The sequence below is a fragment of the Kurthia sibirica genome, assembly GCF_003143975.1.
Taxonomy (GTDB): Bacteria; Bacillota; Bacilli; order Bacillales_A; family Planococcaceae; genus Kurthia; species Kurthia sibirica.
The window spans coordinates 24,431-48,260 of record NZ_QFVR01000013.1; the positions used below are offsets into that span (position 1 = coordinate 24,431).

General features: G+C 34.5%; 15 protein-coding genes. 9 read left to right on the forward strand and 6 right to left on the reverse strand.

All coding sequences use genetic code 11. The features are described 5' to 3' along the window. Window positions 1–193: 193 nt before the first annotated feature. The 5 genes from DEX24_RS10415 to DEX24_RS10435 form a co-directional block, all read right to left on the reverse strand. On the reverse strand, window positions 194–1,318 hold the full coding sequence (locus DEX24_RS10415; RefSeq protein ID WP_109306375.1) for a tyrosine-type recombinase/integrase: 1,125 nt from the start codon (window positions 1,316–1,318) through the stop codon (window positions 194–196). A gap of 99 nt (window positions 1,319–1,417) precedes the next feature. Then, the gene (locus DEX24_RS10420) at window positions 1,418–2,113 is read right to left on the reverse strand and encodes a hypothetical protein (RefSeq protein ID WP_109306376.1); all 696 of its coding nucleotides are present in this window, start codon (window positions 2,111–2,113) and stop codon (window positions 1,418–1,420) included. Window positions 2,114–2,256: 143 nt separating this feature from the next. Further along, on the reverse strand, window positions 2,257–2,700 hold the full coding sequence (locus DEX24_RS10425; RefSeq protein WP_109306377.1) for a hypothetical protein: 444 nt from the start codon (window positions 2,698–2,700) through the stop codon (window positions 2,257–2,259). Between the two features lie 25 nt (window positions 2,701–2,725). Next, window positions 2,726–3,382, reverse strand: a complete 657-nt coding sequence (locus DEX24_RS10430; protein WP_109306378.1) for a hypothetical protein — start codon at window positions 3,380–3,382, stop codon at window positions 2,726–2,728. 28 nt (window positions 3,383–3,410) lie between these two features. Further along, the gene (locus DEX24_RS10435; RefSeq protein WP_109306379.1) at window positions 3,411–3,695 is read right to left on the reverse strand and encodes a hypothetical protein; all 285 of its coding nucleotides are present in this window, start codon (window positions 3,693–3,695) and stop codon (window positions 3,411–3,413) included. Window positions 3,696–3,863: 168 nt separating this feature from the next. Here DEX24_RS10435 and DEX24_RS10440 point away from each other — a divergent pair, with 168 nt between their 5' ends. Then, window positions 3,864–4,775, forward strand: a complete 912-nt coding sequence (locus DEX24_RS10440; protein WP_109306380.1) for a hypothetical protein — start codon at window positions 3,864–3,866, stop codon at window positions 4,773–4,775. Between the two features lie 51 nt (window positions 4,776–4,826). Here the strand turns inward: DEX24_RS10440 and DEX24_RS10445 are convergent, their stop codons facing one another. Beyond that, window positions 4,827–5,222 (reverse strand): hypothetical protein, encoded by a 396-nt coding sequence (locus DEX24_RS10445; RefSeq protein WP_109306381.1) that lies wholly within the window; start codon window positions 5,220–5,222, stop codon window positions 4,827–4,829. Window positions 5,223–5,785: 563 nt separating this feature from the next. Between DEX24_RS10445 and DEX24_RS10450 the strand changes: the two genes are divergently transcribed. The 8 genes from DEX24_RS10450 to DEX24_RS10485 all read left to right on the forward strand — a co-directional run bounded on the left by DEX24_RS10450 (window position 5,786) and on the right by DEX24_RS10485 (window position 23,707). Next, complete coding sequence (locus DEX24_RS10450; protein ID WP_109306382.1) at window positions 5,786–6,790, forward strand: helix-turn-helix transcriptional regulator; 1,005 nt, start codon at window positions 5,786–5,788, stop codon at window positions 6,788–6,790. A 260-nt stretch (window positions 6,791–7,050) separates the two neighbouring features. After that, the gene (locus DEX24_RS10455) at window positions 7,051–7,470 is read left to right on the forward strand and encodes a hypothetical protein (protein WP_109306383.1); all 420 of its coding nucleotides are present in this window, start codon (window positions 7,051–7,053) and stop codon (window positions 7,468–7,470) included. A gap of 38 nt (window positions 7,471–7,508) precedes the next feature. Continuing rightward, on the forward strand, window positions 7,509–8,285 hold the full coding sequence (locus tag DEX24_RS10460; protein WP_109306384.1) for an ImmA/IrrE family metallo-endopeptidase: 777 nt from the start codon (window positions 7,509–7,511) through the stop codon (window positions 8,283–8,285). A gap of 16 nt (window positions 8,286–8,301) precedes the next feature. Beyond that, window positions 8,302–9,210, forward strand: a complete 909-nt coding sequence (locus DEX24_RS10465; RefSeq protein ID WP_109306385.1) for a hypothetical protein — start codon at window positions 8,302–8,304, stop codon at window positions 9,208–9,210. 289 nt (window positions 9,211–9,499) lie between these two features. After that, window positions 9,500–11,983 carry a hypothetical protein gene (locus DEX24_RS10470; protein ID WP_146192984.1) on the forward strand — a complete coding sequence of 828 codons (2,484 nt, stop codon included), beginning with the start codon at window positions 9,500–9,502 and terminating at the stop codon, window positions 11,981–11,983. 68 nt (window positions 11,984–12,051) lie between these two features. Next, the gene (locus DEX24_RS10475; protein WP_146192985.1) at window positions 12,052–15,870 is read left to right on the forward strand and encodes a type IV secretory system conjugative DNA transfer family protein; all 3,819 of its coding nucleotides are present in this window, start codon (window positions 12,052–12,054) and stop codon (window positions 15,868–15,870) included. A gap of 211 nt (window positions 15,871–16,081) precedes the next feature. Beyond that, window positions 16,082–21,496: a hypothetical protein gene (locus DEX24_RS10480; RefSeq protein WP_109306387.1), complete on the forward strand. Its 5,415-nt coding sequence runs from the start codon at window positions 16,082–16,084 to the stop codon at window positions 21,494–21,496. 126 nt (window positions 21,497–21,622) lie between these two features. Continuing rightward, window positions 21,623–23,707 (forward strand): phage tail tip lysozyme, encoded by a 2,085-nt coding sequence (locus DEX24_RS10485; RefSeq protein WP_109306388.1) that lies wholly within the window; start codon window positions 21,623–21,625, stop codon window positions 23,705–23,707. The last annotated feature ends 123 nt before the right edge of the window (window positions 23,708–23,830 follow it).

Genomic DNA, 23,830 nt, shown 5'->3' on the forward strand with positions numbered 1-23,830 from the left:
AATCACCAAAAATATGATTAACTTTAGGTGGCTTGATAAGTGTAAGAACTTTCTGTTTCTAAACCTATACTTTAAGGACACCTGATTTTAGGTGTCCTTTTTGGTTTTAAAATTCAATTGACTAACAATATAAACGTTTATTAATATAAAGCGGTTTTAAAACCATACATATATACATATACGCATATATGCACTAATCTAAGTGTTCACCTAATGTTGAACTGCTCCATGAATTAATTGCATTGTTGGTTCTTGCCTGTACCTTCTCTAAATAAATCATGGTCGTATCAATTTTTTCGTGACCGAGTGAGCGCATAATATCGTAAATATCGACTTTATTCATGTGCGAAATGATAGCGAACGCATGACGAAAACTGTGAGCCGTTACTTGCACATCAGATTCCAATGTGACGTTTTCGGTGATGATTTTCTTTAAAGCCTGTGACAAATACGAAGGTGAAAAAGCTCGGTTATTACGTGTAACAAAAAGTGGTTCTAACTTATTATCTGGATGAATCGGTGAAAGTTTATATGATTTTCGATAATGACGTATCTTATTTAAGACACCTTCTTTAATCGGTATATCGCGTCTTTTATTCCCTTTACCGACAACTTCTAAATAGTAGCCACCATTAATCCAATCTTCTTTTACAGAGTTGACAGTGAGCTTACAAAGTTCTTCATTTCGTAACCCTGTTGTTACGAGGGTTAATACGATGGTGTAATAGCGTAAATCTACTTTTCTAAGTGTATCTAAGATACGAGTTGTTTCAATACTGCCTAAATCTCGATTCGGGCGATCATCGGAACGAACGCTGGCTACACGCAATCCAGTGGACGCATTATAGGGACTATAACCCGATTCAAATAAGAAGGTGAAGAAAGATTTAATAATTGTCGTCTTTCGTGATAGCGTAGCAGGGGAATACTGCTTACCTGTTTGTACATACGGACTTTTCGTAACGAGCCAATCTTGGTAACGTCTAAGGTGACGCGGTTCGATTAATTTCAGTAGCGAATTATCGGGTGCTGCTTGAATATCAAATTGAATGTCATCTGCATAGGTTAATAAATTCGAGATGAACTGCTTTAGTTCCCGTTCGTATTCGTATTTAGTTCGGTCATTCTTTTCTTTTGTTGTATCAACATTTTTACGCTGATGAATGTACCAGTAAATCATATCTAAATCGGTGAATCCATCGAACTTAGACTGATTCAAACGTTCATTTTCGTCTTGGATTTCTTGTAGCTTATCGTAATTTTCTTGGTTAAAGAGTGCTACTTCATAAGTAGTTTCATTTGATACGATTTCTTTCATTCTATTCACTCCTATTTTATATATATATATTGGTGAAGTTGTTATATTTAGTATACGACATTCTCAAAAATTAAGGCGGTCAAATGACCGCCTTAATTTTTAAGCTAATAGCTTTTCGATGAATTTTTCTTCGCTTGTATTTTTTGTTGGATAGTGTGGAGAAACAAAGAATTCACCGTTTGAATCGACTTCGAAAGCGACTTTTCGCAAGCCTTTAACAAAGAAGAAAATCGGCTTTTTGTCCCACTGTTGGACTAAACCGTCCTTTAGAAGTTCTTCCGATTTAGCCGATAAAACTTGGTCCTTCGATTGTTCCTCAATCTTTTCTAAATAAGCGATTTTCTTTCTTAATTTGGTGATATCAGCTCCGTATGTGCGTAACTTCACCTCTTTGTTTCGCTTATTTTCTTGCTTATTAAACTCATTTTTTTCGATAAGTTTTTCTAATTTATCTTTAAAATAAGCGAGATTATTAACAGACGTTTTTGCTCCGATATTCGCATATTCACTCTTGCCAATAACGTGCATATCTTTTAGTAGCGAGTTATTTTCCTTCACTTTTTCGACTTTTTCTAATTTAGCAATTGCACCTTTTTGTTCTTCAATTTGTTCATGCAATTTTCGTGCTTTTTCATGTTTACGCATAACACCAGAGTAAATATTTCTACGTCTGATAATATTCGGTTGACCGAAAGGAATCGCTTTAGATTCTTTAGTTGCTTCGTCCATTGTGCGAGTATATTCTTCTTCTAATGTTTCTAATTTTACCTGTGCATAGTCTAATTTTGTTAGCATTCGAGTTCCAACTTTCTGTTTTTTATTTATTTTCAAATGAAGAACTGTTGCGTAAGCAAAAAAAGAGCAACCTTTACGGTTACTCTTTAAATAGTTTGGTTATTGTAGCTTCATTTTGATCAAACTTTATTTCAAACCAACAGTTATTGAATTTTATACAAATCGAATAGTCGTTTATTTTCACTTTCGCTTAACAAAACAGCACCATTTTTATAGACGAATTCCTTTTCTAATTTGGGATTTTCAATTTTAGACATAATCATTTTGGCTTTTAAACGTAAGATACCATTTTCTACTTTTGCTCCTTTTAAAGCAACATGAGGAAGTATTATATAGACGTTTGTTTGACCGCTTTTCGCAATCGCAATAAAACGATACGTAATTAATCGACTAGTGATTTTAGCGATTGTTTGTCTAGTTAAATTTAATTCATTGGCTAAACAACTTTGACTAATAATAATTGAATTTAGTTTAGAATCGTGTTCAGTGACAACTTTATCTCCTTTTGTTGTCTTACTTAGTGATTCTACCAAATAGGTAAGTAGGTCTTTTTCATTTTGATTTAGTAAATTGTTATATTCATTCATATATTATAAATACCTCCTTCTATTTTTAAGCAGTTAAATATTGTTGGAATTCTGCAAGTACGTCCTGTTTTTCTTCTTTTAAATAATAATAGAAACTATATGGATCTTCCTCGAAGTCCATATATCGAGCGTCAACAGGTTCTAAAAGAATTGTTTTCTCTAGTTCTGATATAGTCGAGCGAAGGGTGACAGGGACGTTACCAAGTTCATCTGTGCGACAAGGTGTGAAAGTGATTCGGTTATCAGCTTCAAATTCAGAAGCTAAATCACTAGAATACTCTCTTTCTAATTCACAAATTTCATACTTTAAATTATCTGCAAGAAATTCGATATATCCGAGCGTTGTATTCCCTTCATAGGTAGTTTCATCAGTAATATCACCACCTATACCTTCTAAACACCCCGCTAATCTTAAACCAGGTTCTTCATATTCATATTCAAATGTTAGGTGCGAGAAATCTTTCACTAAATCAGTGAACCATTCAATAGCTGGTTCCCGTTTCGTATAGAACACGTAACTCATTTGATTCATTCCGATAAGACGCGATGAATCATATGTTATTGAATCATCGAAATTAAATCGTGAAGCGTGTTCAGTTTTTAATGTGTGGTGGAACTTTTTAAGTGATTCATTATCATTTTCAGCATAGACCGTTAAGTAGTTTGTACAGATATTTGCCATTGTTTGTTTGCTCCATTCTATTTGAGGTTTATCGTTGCCATAATAAGTTATCTTTTGTATCGAAATTATGATGCGCTGCTGCTTCATAAATTTCATCATTATCCATAGTGTCGATTGGATAACCGTAATGATTTAGTGTATTTTTAATCCCTCGTAACGTGTGAATTTCAAAATTGGGACTAATAACAAATACGTTATTTTCAAATTCATAACCATAAGTTGAAGCGACTTCAATCATTTTGGATCGTTCCATGTCATATACATAGATACCAATATCTTTTAATGCTTGTTCCATTTCTTCATTTGAAAGCATTGGACTCACTCCTGTTTTTTATTTTTTTCCAAAAAAAAAACTACTGAGTAATCAGTAGGAGTTTTTCAAAATCAAAACAGTATATATTTAGGTCGATAAATTTCTGCTGTTTATGCTATATTTTTATTATAAATTTTATAAATTTTTTCATTTTTGGGAGGAATTATCTTGAAACTAAATAAATTAATTATAGGTAGCGTTGTGGCAATGAGCTTGTTAGCAGGGTGCGGAAATAGTAGTTCGCTATCGAGTAAAGAGCCGATTGGTTTTTATGAAGATTCACAAAAAAATGACCGCGTTTGGCTTGAAACTACCGCAACTGATGGGATTGTCGGAAAAGACGAACACGTTAATCGAATTATAGTTGTAAAAGATGGGGAACTAACGGCTTATAATACCCACTTTAATTCGGAGAATTTAGATTCAATTAAATTAGGTTCAATTGGCGATAAATCACCTGAAGAATTAGAAAAATTAGGGGTACAACGTGATAAAGAATATTTTGAAGATAGAATAAAAAGTTCAATCGGAATTATTGAAGATAATATAAAGTATAACAAGAAAAAAATTGAGGAAAATGAAGGGTATAAACAAAAACAAATTGAAAATAGTCAAAAGAAGGGAATCTATGAGTTTGAAAAACAAGGTTATCTACAAAGAGAAAAAGAATTCACTGAAGAAATTGCTAGTTTAGATAAAGAAAATGGTGATTTTAAAGAACAAATCGAAATTCTGAAAAATATGAAGTATCAATCACCGAAACCACAAAAGATAAATGTGAGTATAGATACAGATGGCACAGGAAATGTAACTGAAAGTGAAATGCTAACTTTTAAAAATCACGTTCTTTTTGCTGAAACGAATGTAGGTAGTTCTAAATCAGAATTAAAAATAACTGAAGGTAAATACAAAGAATTCACACCGATGGTTGTTTCACAAATTCACGATAAATATTATGCGGGTTATCTTATTGGTGGTTCACAAACAGACGCACTTATTACACTTTCGGATGAAAAAGAAGTCGGTAAATATGTAACTAAATTAGATCAACCAGATACTAAAGGGATTAAAGTGGATTAATCTAACTAGATAAAAAAGGAGTGGCCATGAAATAGGCTACTCCTTTTTTGTTTATAATATTCGTTTGAAATGGATACCATCTTTTGTGACGAACCCATACTTTTCACCGTAATAGCGAAAATCGTTATCACACATACAATCGTAAAAGTAAGGGGAAGCTCGAACGCGATCCTTAACATCATCGAGCGTGTAAGGATAAGATTCATCTGCGTTCATGCGTTCAATAGCACTTTGCCTTCTTTGGAATAGAGGTTTCTTTTGAACGAAACCATTTCGAGTCATTTTAAAATCATTCGCTGCTGCTATATCGAAAATCGTTTCAAGCGAAATTGATTCGTTATAGTCACCAGGGAAACCTTGAATGATACCTCGTTTCATTTCTTCAATGGATGCTCGTTGTCGTCTTGTATAGTATTTACCTTTATAGTGATTATTCTGTTGTGCCATTTGAAAAACTCCTTTCATTTTGTAACGTAGTATATTCAAATTCTTCAAGCAAAAAACTGCCGACTGAACGGCAAGCTTGTTAAACAGAACGATAAACTACAAAGGAATGTTTCTAGTGAATAATTGGAGTTTCTTCTATTTAAAATAGAGGTTTAAAAAAACTCTCAAAAAGTGGTTGTTTATCATATTTATAATAGTTTGAAAAAACATTCCTTTTGTTCGGGGGGGGGAAGTGAATTAAATAGAACATTTAACGTATAAAGTGACGATGAATTATTTTCTACGTAACTTCATTTGAATATTCTGATAAATGAAGTCGCTTTTGAAATGCTTGTAGTTTTTCGTAAACGATTAAATTACTTACTCTTATATCTTTTAATTCGTTTTATTTAAAATGATAAGCTAAACATAAAAAAATACTATATTTGTTTATGTTTTAAAAAAATGAGATTTCACTCAAAAATAGATACTTATTTTTATATAGTTTGTTTCGTATAATATAAAATAGTATAATGTGAATAGGTCATTAAATCGGGAAATTGGAGAAAGTGAAGTGATTTTTAATGGAAACGAGCGACGAGCAATTTTACACGCAAAAAGAAGTAATGAATTATTTAGGTGTGGCTAGATCCACTGTTTATAATTTGGTTGGCAAAGGCATATTAGCATATGAATATTTACCAGCTGATTTAAAACGAGCAAAAATGTACACGAAGGAATCTGTTGAAGCCTATAAAGAAAAATATCAACCGACAATTCCAGATGGCTATATTCGTATAAGTGATTTTGCGAAAAGGGAGAATTTATCGTTACAACGTGTTTATAAATTAGTTGAACAGTTGCAATTGGAATTAGATGCGATACGAATTGGGGAACGTGATATTTACCATGTGAATCAAGACCAGCAACAAGCGATTATACAAGAGGTAGCTCGCTTAAAAGGGAACTCGGTGAAAACTGATTTTTATAATAGTCGCTATGACGTTGCTTTATTCCAGTTATTTATTGATGAAGGAACGAAAGAGGAATTTCGTGTGGTTTTAAATGCCGAAAACGAATGGGGCATAACAGATAAGCGTGATACATTTTATTCAATTGATGAAGCGATGGAGAAGTATAATTTGAAATCGGCTTATACGATTCATCGGGAAACGGAACGTGATAAGCACTATATTGATTTCGCTTTATATAAAGGTTCATTCGAGTTAAATGTGGCACTTGATTTCTTTTATGAATATCGAGGAATCGAAAATATGCACGTAGATTATGATGATGAAAAAGGCTACTACAAAGTTTCGGTGAAGGCTGCTGCTATTGAAGTGATGAACGAACATGATTTTACACGCAAAAAGTGGATAGCTGAAACGATTAATAAGCGTGGGGTTACAGGTGAAATGCGAATCTCTGAACATGAGTTGAAGCTCGTACCGTCTACTTCTTATGTGAGTTGCCGTTTAGATAATTCTATACATGAGCGATTGGTCCAATTTGCAGATGAGCGCAATATGTCGATTAAAAAAGCGACTGAATTATTACTAACTGAAGCGATTCTAAAAACAACATTATAATAGAAGAAAGTCATATTTTAGAGAGAGATTTGGGGTAAAACCTGAATCTCTTTCTACGTTTAAGTAAGGGGAATTAATTTTTGAAACACTCTACCGAAAGTCCATTTTTGTAGACTTTTATTTTGAAATTCGTTTATTTTCCAATTAATATTAGTTACGAAATCATTTATATACATTTAAAGTATAGGAATCTGTTCTCCTAACTTTACTTAGAGTGAATATCTAGTTATAATTAGAATTGTACTAAAGGAGGTTTCCACATGAGTGATTTAAAAAATGTTAATTCAGAACATGACTCACAACCTAACGAAATTAATGATTTAGTGGCGAAAAATGTGAATAATTACATTAACGCTCTTAATAAGTCCAAGAAATGGACGTATGAAAGGAGTGGCATACCTAAAGCTACATTCTTTAACTTGTTGCAGGGAAAAGGGGATATTAATAAAAGTATTCCTAAGTTAAACAAGTTATTTAGAATTAATGATCCATTCTATTTTTATAGAGAAGATATTAAATTACCAAGAAATTTAGTGGATATAGAAAACGATTCTATAAAAAACTTTTCAGCTGCAAGTTTCAACGGTACTGACAATGAAAATTTCAAAGAAACAATGTCTATCTTAGATGATGCAATTAACATGATTCATATATTAAAATCAGCTAAGGAATTAGGGTGATTTTAGCAAATAGTTATTTAAAAAGGATGTGAGTGTAATTGATAAATAGAACAAATTTAAGAGATATAATAGAAAGAAATAAGTCTTTAATATTGAGCGTTTCTAAAAAGGTTGAAGAAGTTGAATCGTTGGGATTGAGTTTTAAATTAACACCAATTGAAGCGATTAAAAGATATTTAGAAAATAAAGCGAATTTAATTATGTTTCCGAGTGATGATTTAGAATATGGTGGGCTAGTTACTTATAAACATGGTCGTTTTTATATCCATATAAACACAAATCAACCGAAAACTTATGAGAATTTTATATGGGCACATGAGTTTTATCACTTTTATTTTGAATCTAAAGAAATAATGAATTCAGAAGTTAAAACGTTTGCAGATGGTAGTTTTCCGAGTGAGGAAGAAAGGTGTGCTAACCTGTTTTCTGCGGAATTACTTATAAATAAGCACGTATTACAAGAAACATTTAATGATATTAGTAATACATTTAAAGAAGATACACTTAGTAACAGGGTTGTACGTTTAATAGAAAGTTTTAAGTTACCCTATAAATGTATCGTCATCAAATTGGTGCAAGATGGGCTTATTTCTTTAGATGAAGCAGAAGAAATAATTGATTATGATTACCGTAATAATTTACCTGGCGACTTCGATCATTCGTTATTAACTTCAAGTAGAAGTGTTTCATTTGATAGTGTGGCTAGGTTATTAAACGATGATGTGGTAAAAGAGAATTTAAGTTCGAGTGATTTGGAAAAAATAGAGTCCAATTACACCACACGAATGAAACAACTAGGGGGAACCGACAGATAAGGGGAGATATTAATTTATGGATTTAGCTATTTTCGAGGCTTCGATATTAAGGGATTATGTCACAACTGGAATTGATACACTACCTTACGATAAAAAAATCAATATAATGGATGCGAATAGTTTTACCTTATTAAGAAAAGGTATTGAAAGTAAGGAAGAATCATATTCTGATTTATTGAAACAAATGTTTGATGAAAATTCTGTTGTTGTTATACCAGAGATGATTTTAGTAGAGTGTGAACGGAATTTTTTAAGGTATGAAGATGGTGTGGAGAAATATGAAGGAATCTATAAATCTGTTTTCCAACTCTTGAGTGAACATACAGAAATGTATGTAGTTAGTTTCAGAGATATGGAAAAAATCCTACTTGGAAACAATGGGAATAACAAAGCTTTATCATTAAGCCTTGCAAAAGTTATCCTCGAAGAACTATTCCCCCTAATTCAATCGAAACTAAAAGATACCACTTCATTTGATGATATTGAAGCCGTTTTAACTGAAGAATCAAAAAATGCTGGTGAAAGAGTAATTGTATTTTTCGCAATGTTATTCTTATCAGATTTTAGAAAAGTCGATGTACTTACAGATGAAGCTGCTGTATATACACAACGTTATACTATAGGTCGTCAAGATAGGCTTATAGAGGTTATCGGTGCAACTGATGACAGTGTATTTTTCGATTGCTATAACTTAAAGTCATTTGATTCTTATGTTTATAACGTTTTGCTTCAAAAACATTTAGAGTGGAGTACAGATAAAATTCATTCGTTCATTACAAATGTTAGAAGAAATAGAAATAGAAAAGTTAGCGTGTATTTGCCAAATCCGATAAACTATTCTTTTCATGCCCCAGTTAATAATAATCAAGATTTTGAAGAAAAAAGTATGGAGTGGATTGAAAAATCAGCTCAATTTTTATTTTAATTTAAACCTAAAAGAGAGTGTTGAACTAATTCAACACTCTCTTTTATTATGTCTTTATATAAAAACTTAGAATTATTCTATGATTCTTTTATTATTAATTGCTATTTCTATTGTTCAAAGGTATTTTTTGTGCAATAATTGTACACATGATTAACGAAACAATAGTTGTTCAAAGGAGTGTATGAAACTGGTATTAAAAATTTTTAATAAAAGCAAAAAGAAGCCAATAGATAAAAAAGAAAAGCAGATAAAACGAATTAAAAAGAAGAAACGCCATGAGGAATTTCCATTGTTCGAGGACTTAAAAATTGCGAGTACCGTACCTACCAGCGTTCAAAATGAATTGAAAAAGTTCGCAAGTGATGGAAATGGAGCAGTTGTTGAAGTTACAGATGGTTATACGGTATTGGTTTTGAACCATGCTGAATTAGAAAAAATTCAGATGCACGAAAATGGAACAGATGATTTCGGACAGTTCAGTTCGGATCTTCGAGGTGACGGCATACGTTCAGCTACACGATTTGAAGATTTGAACGAAGGGCGAGTTATTCTAGTACCGACAAATGAAACAATCGAGAAATTAATGGAGTACAACAGTTTCAATGAAGCCGTCTTTAATTGGGGGATATACCCCTCTGAATCAGAAAATCTTGAAGAACTTCACACTGAAATTAAAGGGCAGACGATTAAATTAGGTGTCTTGTTTAATTCATTAAAAAACGATGATTTTAGAGATAAGATTACAGATGACTACTTAAACGGAAACGCTGAAATGACTCGTCATCATAGTGCGGTAGACACGCAAAATGTCGCTACTGAAAATGAAGTGGTAGACGATGAATCAGATGAGCTACATGAATTTGATGAAGAAGAAACAGATGATACAGATTCAATGCCAAGTTGGGCGATGGTTGATAGCGTGATACCTAACGATTCATCAGCTGATGATGATGATGAAATTTCAGCTGAATTAGAAAAAGAAGAAGATATTTCGTACCTTGATGAATCGCCATTAAATTTCGATGATGATGATGAAACACTTTTTGACGGAAATAACGATGATGATGAAACCTATGATGAATCACCATTAAGTTTCGATGATAACGAATTAGAAATAATTGATGAAGATGAAGAAACAGAAGGTTTTAAAGGACAAGAGAAAGCGTTACGAGAAGTCGTACCAGCAGAAGATTTTAAACAAGAAATTTTCGAGTTGACCGAACGTAAAGTGGAAGATCCAGAAATCGCATATGTCGTTGAAACAGAAGATTTTAACCGTTCATTCGCTCGAAGAAACCCGTTTTACTTTGAACTAACGGATAACGAAAATGGTAGCCTTTTAAATAGCGTATTGAACGAGAAACGAAAGCAATATAATAACGAATTGGCTCGATTGCATGAAGAACATATACAGAATATCACACACGTTTTTACAATGCGTATGGATGGTGCCGTTGGCTCGGTTCGAGAAATATTGAACATTGACGATACAGTTGAAGGTGCTGTTAATAACATCACGCTTGAATATCAGCGAATAATTGAGGATTATACGAATAAACTCAATAGCATTGATGATTTGAACAAAGAAAAAACAAAGGAAATGACATTAGCGTATAACCAAAAACGTGAAGAATTTGCAGAACAAATGAAGCAAAAAGCGTATTTAGATTATAACCAAATGCACCAGCAATCCTTTGAAAAAGAAAAAGGAATGATTCGTGATTCTTATGTAAGTCAATTCATTCGAGAACGAGCTGAAAAGCTAAAAGAATTCAATATGAATCGCCAGTTAATAGCGAATCGTTTCTTATCTGAAGCGAACCGAGAAGTGCTATCTGAATTACAAGGGTTATACCAAAAAATGATGCGACAAGAGTCTGAAACTCGAAATAAGATGGAAAAAGAATTGTCGAATTATATGAAAAAACACTTCACTGATGATGTATTGCGAACTGAAGCGATTGCTGAAAAGGCACGACAAGATGATGAAGCAGCTCGTGTGCGTAAAGAGATGGAAGCACAAATCATCGCTAATCAAAATTACGTGAAAGATATGCAAGTAAAAGCAGACGCGAATGTAGAAGTTTTACAACGTGATCACCGTCTATTAATCGAAAAATTACAAAGTGACTTTACGCGTGAATTAGACGCTAAAAATAAATTGATTAATGAACGTGAAACGGCTCTACGTGACAAAGAAGAAGAAGTGAAACGTCGCTATAACGAGCAACGAGAAGATAACCAATCATTACTAGATGAAGCGAAATTCCAATATGAAGATAAGTTGAAAGTATTACGTGATAGCTTAGAATCACAAAAACAGGTTATCGACACATACAAATCAAAAAGTGATAAACGCCTAACGAATGTATTGATTGGTTCAGCAGCACTTGTTACAACATTGATTATCGTTTTCTTGGTCTTATTTACAAATCAATATTCAAAAGATAATTCAAATGCTAATGCAGTTACAAAATCAGAGGTTACGTTGAAATCAGATAGTCCGCTATTAAATAGTGAAGCGGCTGCTTCAAAGGATAGTGATGAAAATGGAAATATTGATGCTTATATCGCTACTGCAAAAGATAAAAATAATGCTTCACTAATTATCGAATATAAAGAGAGCTACAAAACAGGAGATAAAGTGAAAGCGATTGGTTCAATTGATGGTGGAACAGTGAATGAAACGTTGAAAGTGAAATCAGTTGAGGACGATGTTGTTACAGTCGCGTCATCCGATGGCGATACTTACACATTTACTGTAACTGAATAATAAAAACTACAAAGGCGCTCAAATGGAGTGCCTTTTCTTTTTAAACATTTGATGAAAGAAGGGGTTTTATGACGAAAAAAGATAAGCGATTCAATATATTTAATCGTTCAAAAAAGCGATTACCTGGTATGACAACTGGAGAACAAACTGTTTATAAAGAGGGCGAAACACGTACACAGGATAGTATCTATCGTGACATATACGAAAATATGCGTAAGGTTCGAGGGAACAAACAGGAAGTAACTTCGAGAATTTACGTTCCAGTTGGTGCGGGTGTAGCTGGTGGATTAAGTGCGGGACTCTTATTTTTAGGTTTGCCAGCACTTTATACGAAAGGCTATTCATTATTATTGAATTTCGACTTAGTTAGTGGAAAACAACCTGAATATTGGGGTGCATTTAAAACGTTATTATATGGTTCAATCGGTAGTCCGTTTTTATATGCTCTTTCATTTGGTGTCGGTGCTTTAGCGTATGCGAAACTTTTACGTTACTGGAAACAACAAAACTTGAACATCATTCATACGGATATTGATACATATGAAAGTGATTCATATATTCAATTGCCCGAACAATTACCGTACAGTTACGATATTTTTCCCGATGCAGGAGCACATTCAAGCGTTTCACCGACTGCGATATTGTCGCATATGATGTTTTCTGAAAAAGGACTACCGAAAATTAGTGTACCTAAGCGTTATGAAGAAGATACGGAAGTTGTTTTTATTGATGAAAACAGTGAAACAGAAGAAATTGTGGTAATGAAAAAAGGCGATTATGTGTTAGATGAAAATGAAGATTTAGAGTATGAAAATAAACCCTTAATTGATGAAGAATTCGGTCATAAATTATTCAAGTCCTCGCTAATTCCCGAAAGTGTGCGTCACTTTTTCGATACAACCAAGCTCTTATATAACCCTAAAAAGGTACGGGATAAAAATGAGGTAGATACAATAGCCGAGCATATTAAAGACGATTGGGAGTTTCCCGAATACGAAACACAACGACCAGCTGGTGCGTATGTTGTTGATACAGAGCCGAATAATACGATGGTATTAGCCATGACGAGGGCGGGTAAAGGTCAGACGATTATTGAGCCTACTTTGGATATGTGGACGCGTGAAAAGGAACTGAATAATTTCGCGGCAAACGATCCAAAAGGGGAACTCTACGTTAAATTTTATTACCCCGCTACGAAACGAGGATATGATGTTGTTGCATTTAACTTAATTAATCCGAGTAGTACCAATATTTATAATCCACTTGGCTATGCAGTTGATGCAGCAAGACAGGGGGATAACCAAAAAGTTGAGGAATTTGTATCGTCAATTGGTGATGTATTCTTTCCAACCGAAAATGCCGATGATCCAATGTGGCCGAATGCTGCAAATGCAGCGTTTAAACGGTCTGCATTGGGCTTAATTGATTATTACCAAGAAGAAGATAGACAGTACCGAATTATCGCTACAGAAAATAAGACTCCCGTTGGTGTTGTAGACCAATATTTAGATGAAATGTGGGGACGAGTGACGTTATACAATGTGTATCAGATGATGACTGAATTAGCGTCTAAAAAATCGAGTGATCCAAATAAAATTCATGTAGGAGCAGATGATATAAGCAAAGAAAAGGATTTTTTAACACTCTTTTTCGATGCAACTGCAAAACTGCCACGTAACGCCCTTAGAACATCTACAATGAACCAAGATAATTCACTTAGAGCAATGGCGGGAAGTGATAAAACAATCGCTTCAGTGTACGGTATATCGCTTACTGCCATGTTATTCTTTGCGGGTGAAAAAATTTCGAGATTAACTTCGGGTAGACCGAGCCAAAATTTTGATATGGTCGGCTTAGGTTTCCCAAGACGAATCGGTGTACGTTTCGATAAAAGCTACATGGATAAAAATAATTTGTTAGGTCAACGCACGAAATGGACGGCTTATAGAAATGCAGATTTTACTGACCAATACAAAGGTTCCGATTTTGCACATGAAAGTAAAATCGATTCAAACGGTTGGAGCTTTTATTACTTCAAAGGTATTTTTGAAGAAAATAAAACGTATTTAAAATTAGAAGTATTCGATGTGGTTTCAAATTTACGAGCAAAACAATATTATTTTGTATTTGAAAAAGATTATCAAAAATCGTTAAATGGACGTACTTATGTGTACGATCCAGTTCATAAAAAGATGATTATTCATAACGGAACGTTACAAGAGCTGATTAAAACGAAAGTTTCGATTCGAGATGATGAAGGAAATCAGACGATTAAATACGAGTACAAAAAAGGGAAAACGATGGTGGCGAAAAAACGTATTCCACTAACGAAAAAATCAGTAGAAGAAAAAAATCGTGATGTGAAACCGAAAAAATCACCAGTATTTATTCAAAATGAAGTACGTTACAAAGAGAAGCCGAAAGCGATTTTCTTTATTACACCACCTCACTTGATGGAGTACGCAAAAATCATTTTAATCCTAATGAATCAAATGTTTAATATGCAAGTAGACAAAGCGTATTTAACAAAAGCGAATCAAAAACCGTTGTATAAAACGCGTTATATGTTGGATGAAGTCGGTAATTTACAGTCCGAAGGGAACGGTATTCCCTACCTAAATACGAAAGCGTCAATCGGTTTAGGACAAGAGCAACAATATACGCTGATTCTACAAACGTTACAACAATTAAAGGACGTATATGGCGATTCAGTCGATAAAATTCTTCAGGGGAATACTGGGAACATTCTGTATTTGAAATCGACAGATGATAGTATGTTGGAAACATTAGAGAGTATGGCTGGTACATTACATGAAGCCTTTAAAGATTCAAAAGCCGTTACAAATGATGTGGCTGCTATGGTCGGTAGCGTTGACGGAAAAGTAACCTATACAACGACTATGCAAGAAAAACCAACCATTTCTAAAAAGGATATGTTAAATATCCCGAAAGCAAATGCGATGGTATTCGGTAAAGGACATCCGATATGGGCGAGAAATGAAATGGCGTTGCCGATGTCGTACCAATTACATGAAAACCAACTGGTTGATCCCGAAACAGGGAAATATGCGTTAGCGAATGTGCCAACGACCTCTAACACCGATGATTTCGATATTCTAGCGAATAAACCCGACTTTTTCCGAATGGTTGAAAAGCGTGTAGACCAAGCGAGAAGGGCTGAAGAAATCAAAGAACGCTACATGAAGGTTCATAATTTAAGTGAGTATGAGCTTAGTAAAATCAATCCAGAAATGCTATCAGAAGAACTAATGCGTGGTATCAATGAGGTTATTTTAGAAGAACTTAACTTGAAAAAAGAAGTAGCTGATGAACAGGAAGAACCAGGAGCAGGTGACGGTGACTATGAAGCCGTTGAAAATGAAATTTATGGTGGTAGTGGATTTAATCAAAATTTAGAAGTGAATACCGATTTCGTTCAAGCTATAGAGTCTGGCAAAGTAGCGAAAGAGAAAGCAACGAAGAAAATATATGCGAATTATTCACTAGGGAAGGAAGATATATTCAAAGGCAAAGCGAACGAATCGTTAAGTGCTAAGATCTCGGAAGTATATCGACAACTAATCGGTCAGTTTGACGGACAAGAATTTGCTAATGGTACATTTTCGGTCAATGCAGATACGGAGTTGTATCATAATAACCGATTAATGATTAAAAACATTTCCAAAGAAGCAGAAAAATTAAGAGAAACAGATAATACAGGTGATGTACGCATGACACCCGATTCAGATAAAGACGCAGATTTAACGAGTGTTTTAATTTATGAAGCGACACCCGAATTTTACAAGTTATTAGTAAGTGTCGATGATTGGAACGATTTACTTAACGGAGAATTTGATAGATTAATGGGGATTGAATTCAATAAGTGAAGAATAAAGGCCGCGTTTCCGAAAGGGAACGCAGCCTTTTTTATATTTCTAATTCAAATGATGAAACGTCATAGTCTACTAGACTAAAACAGGCTCTAAACCCCACATATAAAAAACTATAGGTGTTAAAATCACTGTATAAATCATAGTTTTTTAATATGAATGTCGTTTTATTAGTATTTTCGAGTTTAAAATATGAGGGGGAAATCAATTGTCTAAAGGTAAATTATTTGTTAATAATTCAGATGAAATTAGAATAAAATTAGGTAAAGGTCATTTCTATTTTGACCGATTTGTAGATTCGATGGTGAATGAAAATAATCATTTAACGAGAGAAGAAAAAATCGAAGTGGCTGAAGAATTATTCGGAAAAACAGGATTAAATAATACGTTCGCTATTTCAAAAAAAGATGCGAGTCGTATTGCTACTGTATTAAATCGAGATTATTCAGATAAAGTTTCGAGTGAATTTAAAAACGGAATAAGCGATCAATCGTATCAAGCGATTTCAACAAAAACGAGCAAAAATTTTGATATGTGGCTTAACGCGGGGTATCAAACGTTGTCACCAACAGATAGTCGATTTGAAAGTCTATTTGAAATGACGAAATCAGATAGCTCATTCGTTTATCTAATGCACATTGAAGCGGGTGGTTATACAAAGCCTGTAAATAACGTACCGTTCCTTGTAGGTGACGCTCGTTCTTTATATGATGGTTCAAAAATTGTAAAAGATATTAAAGGTGCACAAAAACAATTAGTTGTAGCAGACCTTAAAGAAATTAATAAACATTATTCAGCTTTAAGAAAAGCGACAAGTGAGAAAAAGACGAATTTCGTTATTGCTCCTTATAAAGAAAACCCTAATATGGTGAAAGTAAATAATAAGGGTGTAGTCGTTGAAACGAATGAAATTCTTACAAATTGTATCGACTACATGGAGAATTTGAGGAAACAGAAATCGGAAAAAGCAAAAGGGAAGTTAAGTAACGCTACAACAAATGAAAAAACAAAAGCCCTAGCTTTTTCTCGTAAATTACCTAAAGTAAATCCTCCGATAATTGAATTCAAAAACAAATATGAAAAATCAAATGTAGCACAAGAACAAAAAGAAAAAGGAAATAAATTTAGAGCAACTGATCAAGTGACAGGCTTCTTAGGTCCATTTATCAGTAAAAGTGATTTAAAAACAATCTTACCGATTATGAAAGAGAATCGAAGTGTCTATAAAGATAGTATTTTAACGAAAGGTCGAGGAATTTTAGAGCATTTAATGAACGAAGGTATTGAATATAAATTAACGATGAACCCAGAATATCCAGAACAATTAATTGCTGAATTACAAGATGGCAGTGGAGCGAAAGTTCGATTACTTGATTCAGATGAAAATGAAAATTTAGTAGGTCGTGTACACACAAACGAAGGTTCATTTTACTTTTCAAATAAGGGTGGTTCGCTTAATAAACAACCCGAAAATCCTTTTGCAATCATTGATTATGTAACTGGTTCATCTAAGGATAATGTATTTTATTCAGAGCCAACAAAATCAAAACGAAAATCATCATTTATTCACTTAAAAGATTCATCGGTTCCGATTTTATTCATTCCAATCGCAAATAAAATGGATGCGACATCGTTTAAATCTGTAGCTGCTGCTGAAATGGCGATGAAAGAAGATATTGATATGGCTCGTGCTTTATTCAGAGAGCAGTTACTCAATGAAGATGAAGATTTGTACGATGAAGATATTGCGAAACTTCAAAACGAATATAAAACAGTTCTCGCTAAATTAGATGAATCATTACTTGAAGAAGTGAAAAAGAACCCATCAATTGATTACGAGATGAAATTAGAAGAAACAAGAGAGAATTTAATTGGTCGCTTGTTAGACGCTGAAATCGGCAACTATGAGGACGGTTTCCACTTAGGACGAGTGAATGAGTTAAATCGTAAAATAAACTCTTATAGTCAAACAGAACGCTTATTATCAGCAATGAAAATTGTACGTTATGACGTTGAAAATAAAGTGCGTGGAACAGATTTCGCAACACAAACATTAGTAGATCGTATGATTCGATTTAATCCAGCTACTTCATTAGCAAAAGATGATGAAAAATTAAGTCCATACTATAAAGAGATTGTGAAAGAAGTAGAAGCAGAATTAAAAGCACAAGGAATTTTAGGTTATGACAGTAAAACGCGTGAAGTGAAGGGGAATGAAGCTCCATCTGTACGAATTGACGCAAACGGAATCGTTCGTTGGGGCGGTTATCGTGTGAAAGGTAGCAGTACAAATGAGCCAGAATTAGAATTTGTTTCATCAGACATCGGGCAATTTTTTGAACCTGATTCAAACGGTATTATTCAAACAAAATACAATTCGGGTGAAAATTACGGAATCATACCAGGTTATCGAGGACATTTCCAATTTGCAGATATTGATAAAAGCCGAATGGAACGTAATCGATTGTATGGATTAGACACATTAGTAAAACGTAAAATTCGTACAACGGTGCGAGAGCAAGCAGTACGTCCAGTGAGTGAAATCTCAAATGCGATTTTATTAAGTAAAGACGCAACAAGCGTCAATCGTTTATATCAAACAGATTTAGCTGGTGAACGTGTAAATGATAAATGGTTTGAAAATGCACAATTAAGTTTAGAGGAAAAGAAAGTAATCATTGAAACAGCTAAAAGACGCGTTCGTTTTAGCTCACTTTATTCAGACCACGCTTCAACAATTGCTGTAAGTAAACTTGAAAATAGTCCAAATACGTTAAGTAATATGGAACGAACGGTTTTACAGTTAAATGGTGATAAAAACATTCGTCAAATTACAGAAGATGCCTACGGATATTACGATCCAGTTATGACAGGAACGAATACAATTCAAGGGTTAGCTCTTTATTTAGCAAAAGATGCGAAAATTGATGCCGAAACAGGTAAAATCACACCTGCACCTTATGACGCAACTCAAAAAGACGCATTTAAAAACGCTCCAGCTACTTCTTTACGAGAATTAGACTACTTTAAATACTCGAAACATAATCCCTGGGATAGAAACCAAATGGCAGCGAATCAGCTGACAACTGCGTTCTCGGTTGATAATGCCCGAACTGCTTTAATGACATTCGGTGGTTGGAACATGGAAGATGGGTTCGTTGTTAGTAAAGAATTTGCAGACCGTAATTTAGTTCCAGATGCCGAAACAGGTGAAATGCGTCCGTTAAAACGTGGCGATAAGCTATCCGATTTCGGAGGAAATAAAGGGACGATTGCTTTAATCGTTGACCGTAATATGAGTCCAGAAGAAGCGAAGAAACAAGATTTAGTTCGTGAAGTCGGCATTATGAAAGCAAACCCCGATTTAGACGTTGTAGGCTCACCGTATGCGATGATTAGCCGACATAACGCGGGGGTTATTAAAGAAATGCAAGATGGCGAAGTGAAGCCAGTCTATGACGAAAATGGAGAAATCATTGCCGAAAGTGGCACGTTAAATATGATTGTTACGGATATGCAAGCTGATAAGAAATCACAAACGTATTCAGCTGATGATTTAGCCGAAGGTAAAGGTCGTAAATTCTCGTCACAATTGATTTGGACGATGAATGAACATGGAGCCGACAATATTGTGAAAGAAGTATTCAGTCACAATGATAATTCATGGGAAATATTACGTGAGTATTTAATTGCTACGGGCTTTGATATGGAGGCAAACGGTACATTAAGAAAAGGTTATAAACCACATGGAGCAGAAGTACGAAATGAATTTGAAGTCAAACAAGAGGTACAAAGAGAAGATTTCTTAAAAGAAATCAATGTAAAAGGTGGAATGTTGAATCTACCGTTTAAATTGAAAATGGCTTCGGGTGAAAAAACGAATCAATTACCGATTTTAGATGCGTCAACTCGTTCAACAACATTATTGATTGATGAACAAAAGAAAGACCACCGTTACACGCTTATGTATGCGGATGTTTATGAAGAAGCGTTGCTCTATAAAGAAGCGCAAGCGTCTAATAATCAAAAAGATATGAAAAAGCACTTTTTAAAAGCTCAAAACAAATTAAATGTTTTACAAAACTCAATAGCAACAGATAAATTAGGTGGAATGTCTGGAGAAACCTCAAAAAATTCATTCTTCAAAAACAATTTGATGTCGAAACGTTTACCAAATACTGCGACAGCAGTTATTACGTCTGATCCTCGCTTATCAATTGATACGATTTGCGTTTCACCAGAGATTTATAAAACGTTGAATATTCGTGGTGATGAAAAAGTAATGATTCATCGTGATCCTTGCTTACGTGAAGGTGCTGCTCGTGCATTTAAAGTAATTGTCGATAAAGATATTTCGGGTATTTCTATGAATCCAGTTGTTACAAAGTCATTCGATGCCGATTTTGACGGTGACACAATGGGGATAATGAAGCCACAAACAAAAGGTGCGATTGAAGATTTAGAGTTCAAGTTAGCAATTAAACATAACTTGATTGATAAAAATTCAGAGGTCGAAACGTCGTATTTAAACGTTAGTATGGATGTCATTTCAGGAGTAGTTAAATCGGGTATCGTTCAACCGTATAAACCGCGTCAAAAGAAAGAAAATTCACCGAAAGCACAAGTAAACGACTTATTCTTGAAGGCTGCTAAATTACCACCAGAACAAGCCGTTGAAGAAACGGATAAATTAGTGAACATGTGTTTACGTGAAGGTGGGTTTGGTTCAGCAAAAGTAATGATTTCGACTAAAAAAGAAATGAAATCATCACTAATGGCGATGGTGAATGACGGTGCGAAAGGTTCTAAAAAGGGTGTTGAAGCGTTTATGCGATACTACGATGATAAAGCGACACTACAAGACATTCTCGATGTACAAGGAGCGACAGGTGCTAAATCAGACCTTACAGGAGTTGCGGGGAATTTCAGTCAGAAATTAATGAAAACATTGCGTGATACGAACCCGACAATCGCTTTAGAGTCAACTTACGTGATTACACAAGGTACGTTACAGATTAAACATGATGCCGAGCTTGGTCGTGAATTACCGCAAATTTTATTAGTTGAATTAAAAGATTTATTAAATGGTGTGAACAGACACGATGAAGAATCACCACTGACAAAAGAAGATTTTAAAGAGGGTATGCGTCACGTTTATAACAACCGACTAAATGTAGATATTAAAGAGGAATCATTAGAAGAATTATCTAACCTATTAAGTGAAGATGGCTTAACGATTGCTGGTGTCGATAAAATCGCGACAAAACTAGCTTCACCAATGGATCAAATCACATACAATGGTGGTCTTAAAGCGATTAGTTCATTAGCAGAACAAGGGCGTTCATTAGCTGAAGGTGAAAAATCAGCATTAATCGTACCGAAGAAAATTTTAGAAGCAGATGAATATACGATTATTGCTAAAAAAGGCACATTGAACAAAGAAGCGACTGCTGAAAAACAAAAAACATTCAAACCAGCTAAGACGGTTGAAGCTGAAAAACTAGAAGAACGTATTTTAGAAGTGAAGCAAAGTAAAGAACAAGATTTATCAGCTGAAGCACAAAATGAATTAAAAGAAAATGAAGGTTTCACAACATTAGAAGATGATGTCCTTCTGTTTTAAAAAATAAATTATTGTACAAGGGTATGACTTTAATTAGTTAATATCCTTGTTTTTTATTTAAAAACATAGAATTATTCTGAATTTATTTATGTTATAATTTACCCAAAAGGGAGGGGCTGTTTAAAATTGTCGGAAGAAAATGAAAGACGTACATCGTTTGGAGAAAGAAAAACTACGAATAATGGTAGTTCAGCTAACCGAAATTCTACAAATGATGACACTAAAAAAGATACAGAGCAACAAGGAAAAACAGGGGGAGCAAACGGAGCTTCAAATGAAAATGCTAAAAATGAACGTCCGAGTTCTGAAAATATCAATCAAATGAACCAAAGTAAAAATCAAAATGCAACTAAATCAGAAACCCCTAAAGCTATAAGTAATACGGATGAATCGACTTCAAATAATCCAGATTCAAAGAGTAATAGCGAATCTAAAAAAACAGATAGTGGTGGAGCAACTGATTCGAAATCAAAAAAAGATTCTACAGAAAAAAGTGGTGGTTTGAAGGATAAAGCGAGTTCTTTTTTAGGGGATAAAAACAATCAAGATTCGATTAAAAAAGTAGCGAGTTCTGAAAATAAAGGGCAAGCGATTAAAGATGAAGTGAAGAATCAAGCGAAGAAAAAAATAAAATCACAAGCCATGAAGGGTGTCGCACAAGCTAGTAAAGCTGCGGCCGTACCGTCTGCGAAAGTGGGCGGTGTTGCTGCGGCTGGATTAGGTGTTTACCTTGCAGTTGTAAAAGGGATTAAAGCAATTGGTTCAAGTGCTCCAGCAGTGATGATTCAACAATTAGCAAATATGGCGACAAGTGCAATCTCTACGGTAATAAATGTGGTGAATGGTGCAGTAAACGGTGTATTAGGTGCGCTGAATATTGCTACAACAGTTAGTGGTTCGTTACCTACGATTATTTCTTCAGTCTTAGTAACAGTCGTTGGTGGAACTACGATAATTGCGACAACAGGTTCAGCAGTAGTTGTTGTAGAAGAAGGTGAATCGTGTGATAAGCCAGATGACATAAAAGATGATGATGATACTGAAAATGGTTCAACTGGTGGTGGCGTAGTCGGTGGCGATTACAAAGATCCAAACAGTGAAAAATATAAAATTGCTGAACAACTATTTAATAATTTCGTGAAAAAGAATGGTTGGAGTGGTGCGGGTGCATCGGGTGGTGTCGGAAATGCGATACGAGAATCGGGATTAAACCCGAAAGCTGACAATCCGAGTGGTGGCGTACATGGACTGTTTCAATGGAGTGGTTGGTCGAGTCAAATTAACGGAAATCGTTGGGGAGAAGCACCAAACGGTAAGGACGATTCGGTAATTAATCAAATTGGATTGATTAACAAAGAGCTTCGTATGGCATATTACAAGCCCGTAAACGAAAATGCGGGAAAGGCAATGGATTTTCGTGAAGCGGCGGGACATTTCGCTCAATACTATGAAGGATTAGCAGGGGGTTCGGGTGATCCTCAATTTAATCCAACTGTAACGTATGCTGGAGCAGAATGGGCTTATGAAGAATTTGGTGGAGCTGACATACCGAGTGATGATACAAATTTTGAAGATACAGATGGCGATAATGATGATGAGAAACATAAAGAAGATCAAGAAAATGACAACTGCGATACATCATCAAGTGGTGGAAGTGGAGAAGTAGATGGAACAGGAGTACACGATTCGACTGTTTTAACTGCATGGCGACCAGCTGATGTTCCAGCTGATGTTCAAAAATTTGCTTACAGTCCAGAATCAATTGGAATGATGTTTGAAAGTCCTGTCGGTTGGTGGAATCCCGGAAATCAATGTGTCAATTTAGCTTCGAGTTACTTCCAAAAGATTTGGGGAATGACGGAACAAGCTCGTGGAAACGGGCATGAATTGGCACAAAATTGGAGCAAAGTAATTGACGGAGAAATTTCAAATACACCGAAAAAAGGAGCACTTGTGAGTATTACAGGTAACGTACCAGGCGTGGCGACTGCTCCATACGGTCACACAAATATTGTTCAACACGTTTATAAAAATGGCGACATTTTAGTAATTGAACAAAATTACCCTGGCAAATCGGGTGAAGGTGCGGGAATGACAAACAGTTGGCATTATCAAATACTTGAAAAGTCGATGTATCAGGAGTATAAATTCGAGTTTTTAAATCCTAATCCGAAAAAATATGACTTAGATATGGGGAAAACAATAAAATAATTTAGTGTTTTATTATAAAAAAAATAAATAGATTAAAAGGTTGTAGGAACTCTATATAACAACGTTTGTTCTTTTATTTAAAAGGTTAAATAACAAGAAACTTAGAATTATTCTAGGTTTCTT

Bases quoted from the DNA above. Each gene is read 5' to 3' on its own strand.
- DEX24_RS10455 (WP_109306383.1), top strand. From the start codon at position 7,051: ATGAGTGATTTAAAAAATGTTAATTCAGAACATGACTCACAACCTAAC.
- DEX24_RS10450 (WP_109306382.1), top strand. From the start codon at position 5,786: ATGGAAACGAGCGACGAGCAATTTTACACGCAAAAAGAAGTAATGAAT.
- DEX24_RS10430 (WP_109306378.1), bottom strand. From the start codon at position 3,382: ATGGCAAATATCTGTACAAACTACTTAACGGTCTATGCTGAAAATGAT.
- DEX24_RS10420 (WP_109306376.1), bottom strand. From the start codon at position 2,113: ATGCTAACAAAATTAGACTATGCACAGGTAAAATTAGAAACATTAGAA.
- DEX24_RS10425 (WP_109306377.1), bottom strand. From the start codon at position 2,700: ATGAATGAATATAACAATTTACTAAATCAAAATGAAAAAGACCTACTT.
- DEX24_RS10465 (WP_109306385.1), top strand. From the start codon at position 8,302: ATGGATTTAGCTATTTTCGAGGCTTCGATATTAAGGGATTATGTCACA.
- DEX24_RS10445 (WP_109306381.1), bottom strand. From the start codon at position 5,222: ATGGCACAACAGAATAATCACTATAAAGGTAAATACTATACAAGACGA.
- DEX24_RS10435 (WP_109306379.1), bottom strand. From the start codon at position 3,695: ATGCTTTCAAATGAAGAAATGGAACAAGCATTAAAAGATATTGGTATC.
- DEX24_RS10415 (WP_109306375.1), bottom strand. From the start codon at position 1,318: ATGAAAGAAATCGTATCAAATGAAACTACTTATGAAGTAGCACTCTTT.
- DEX24_RS10475 (WP_146192985.1), top strand. From the start codon at position 12,052: ATGACGAAAAAAGATAAGCGATTCAATATATTTAATCGTTCAAAAAAG.